Origin of the sequence: Methylobacter sp. BlB1, assembly GCF_015476545.1 — a bacterium.
Taxonomy (GTDB): Bacteria; Pseudomonadota; Gammaproteobacteria; order Methylococcales; family Methylomonadaceae; genus Methylobacter.
On the sequence record NZ_JADMKV010000135.1, the window covers coordinates 1 to 3,213 of the forward strand.

The following is a 3,213-nucleotide window of genomic DNA, read 5'->3' on the forward strand; positions in this document are numbered from 1 at the left end:
AATCTTGCTCGCGGAAACACCGCTATGCATAAAAGGAAACTTCACATAATGGTACCAAGCCGACACTGAGTTGCCGTAAAACACTTGTTTTCCGGCAATCCTTCCACAGAATGCTTGAAACAGATGTTTTGCAGCGCTAAAAATATACGGAAATCCTTGTCGTAATCCTCTACCATGCGGAAACTTTACATCGAGGGTTTTCCGCTTATGTGTAGTCAGTTATGCGATTATGCTGCATTGATCTCACTGATTGGATTCGTACGGGGCATGAATGACTGGTGCTGCTGTTATCGAAATGGCGGCTGGTGCCCCTTATAGGGGATTTGTCTTGGCAATTCACCAATAAACGGAGCCTTGTGGCCGTTATGTCTGTGATATTGGCGGTCTGTTTGGAATGACGCTTTGCTGCGCGAAACACCGTCCTGCGCTTTTTATATTGAAAAGATAGTATTGGAGCATATGATCCGCAACGGACGGGATTATGCCCGGCATATCGATTAGATCCACGTGAATCCGCTGAAGCATGGTTATGGGAGACAGGTTGTCGATTGTCCGTATTCGACGTTCCACCGTTATGTTGCGGATGGATTTACTACCTGCCGATTGGTGTGGCGTTCCTGAGGATTTGCCGGCAGCGTTGGCATAAAGATCCGGTGGGGAAGGGTAAATCGTACGGTGTATGCAATGGTTAGATTTCAAACCTATTGGCAAATGCCCTGCCGCCATAATGGGCGGCAGGGCTGCCGTGATGACTATCAATCAATTATTTTTTTGTCATGAAAAAATAAGTCGATTGGCATTTGAGAACCATTTTGTCGTTTTCCTTTTCGATCGCAGTGCAGGTTTCCATTCTGGAACGGCCTGGAGCGGCTTGTTTGACCAGTTTTCCGTCCTGGACGGAATAATTAAGTACCGCACGCAGATGATCGATCCGCGCGTGTACGTCCGATTCCTGGGAAATGCCTTCCAGCGTGCCGTCTGCCTTGAAGGTCCAAGTGGTGTTTATGCTTCTTGATTTAGTGCCTTCGCGATCAACCGATTCTTTGTCGATTTGCCAGGTTCCAAGCAGATCGGATTGGGTCAATGGAACGTCCGCATTTGCGGAAAAAGACAAAAGCATCAGAGCGCAAGCAGAAAACCGAATGAATTGCATGTTAAAACCTTATAAATAGTAAGTTAAGGTTTGGGATTGTAGCACATAACCGATCTTCAAAATCAGCGTTAATTCTATAGTAATTGAGTTTTTTCATGGTTTATACTGGCCGCACGGCAAATGAATCGCAGGGTGGATTTGCCTTGATTAATCAGGGATAAAGGGCATTTCATAACCATTATATCTATAAAGTTTTACTAATCTCATCTTGTCGGGCTACTATACCCAGTACGAGTCAATCAATAATAATCCAGGGATATTTAAAATGATTGTTATGAGGAAAATCACCCCTTCCGCAGCGTGTTTTGCTCGGACTTCAGGACCTAAGTATTTCTTTCTGTCTTTGTTCTTTGCCGCGCTAATCGGCTGTCAGACCGATCCCAAAACCGATCTCGACAGCGTCAAGCCAACAGGAGATCTTGCGGTGGAGGATACCGATAAGCTTTTCGTTGTCGATTGTTTGTTGCCGGAGCAAGCGAGCGGCCCAGGCGCTCAAAAGACCGATATTTCCTCTCCGCAGCCCATCAAAACCACAGCCGCTGAATGCAGGGCTCGCGGCGGCGAATATGTGGGTCACGATCGCACCGATGTCGAATCGGCTTTAAAAGTATGGCTGCCGCAGGCGCAGCAGGGTAATGCCGAGGCTCAGGTAATGCTGGGCGAGATTTACGAAAAAGGATTGGGCGGAACAGCTGATCCCGCTTTGGCGGCCCAATGGTATTCAAAAGCGGCCAAGCAAGGCAATTCGAGGGCACAGATTGATCTCGGCTATCTTTATGAGAAAGGATTGGGCGTAAAGAAAAATACTCGGACTGCGTTGAATTGGTATCGCAAGGGATCAGGGCTTGCGAACTCAGGTTTGCAGTTTATGCCCGTGACCGAAGCCTCCGGTAGAGGCGGCAAAAGGAAACAGGGTGATAACGCACAACATCAGGCCAGGATCGGGGATAACGCTTCCGGTTCGGCGGATGATTCCGGACTTAAGCGGCGGAAGGCGGAATCCAGAGAAAAACTCGATCAGTTGCAGGAGCAACTGAAATCTTTGGAGGAGGAATACCACAATACGTTTGCCCGCATTAAAAGTGACATGATCACTATAGAAGTCAAAGCGTCTCAAATGGACTCAAGGCGGGAAAAATTTGCACTTGAAAGAGTTCATATCAAGCTCAAAAAGGACAAGAGCAAGCTGATGACTCAAGGGGGGCAGATCAAGGAATTGAAGAAAGCGATCGAGCAGGAAGAAAAGACCCTGGCAGGCCTCAAAGATGTTCCGGTCGAGATGCCGGAGAAAAAGGGGGTACAGAAAAAAAATCATGAAGCTTCCCCTATCATAGCCAGCCCAAAATCCTACCCGTCCGTCGATTTCGGCCGGTTTTATGCATTGATTATCGGCATTAATGACTATAAACAACTGCCGGCGCTTCAAACATCGGTCAATGACGCCAAAGCGGTCGATGAAGTATTGCGGACGCGTTACGGCTATCAAACTAGGCTATTGATCAATGTCACCCAGCATCAGATCATGACCGCTTTCGATGATCTGAGAAAAGAGTTGACCGAAAAGGACAGTCTGTTGATTTATTACGCCGGTCTTGGCGAAATCGATAAAAACGATCAAAGCGCCTACTGGCTGCCATCCGATGCGGAAAAGGCCAATATTGCCACTTGGCTGTCCAATCATAATGTCGCGCAACAGTTGAGCATTCTCCCGGCCAAGCATATCCTGGTTATTGCCGATTCGTGTTATTCCGGCATCATGACTAAAACGTCAATCGCTCATCTGCCGGAAGATGCGTCCGATAAAAAACGCAAGAAGTGGCTGAAGCTCATGAACAGCCGCAAGGGCAGAACCGTCATAACATCCGGGAGTGTTAAGCCAATACCGGATTCCAATGTCAGCAGCCATTCGGTATTCGCCAGTGCGTTGCTGAAGGCATTGAATGACAATACCGGTCTGCTTGAGGATCATGAACTGTACAGAATGGCCTCCGGTAAAGTCAAACAGTCCGCGTCACAGATCGGCTTTCAGCAAAGTCCGCAGTATTCCGCCATGCAGCATG

At 47.8% G+C, this 3,213-nt stretch carries 2 protein-coding genes; one reads left to right on the forward strand and one right to left on the reverse strand.

Translation table 11 applies throughout. The features are described from left to right. Window positions 1-763 precede the first annotated feature (763 nt). Window positions 764-1,084, reverse strand: coding sequence for a hypothetical protein (locus IT781_RS21570; protein ID WP_228779347.1), 321 nt, complete (start codon window positions 1,082-1,084; stop codon window positions 764-766). Between the two features lie 334 nt (window positions 1,085-1,418). Here IT781_RS21570 and IT781_RS21575 point away from each other — a divergent pair. After that, window positions 1,419-3,213 (forward strand): caspase family protein (locus IT781_RS21575; RefSeq protein WP_194972234.1); only part of this gene is annotated, 1,795 nt, incomplete at its 3' end.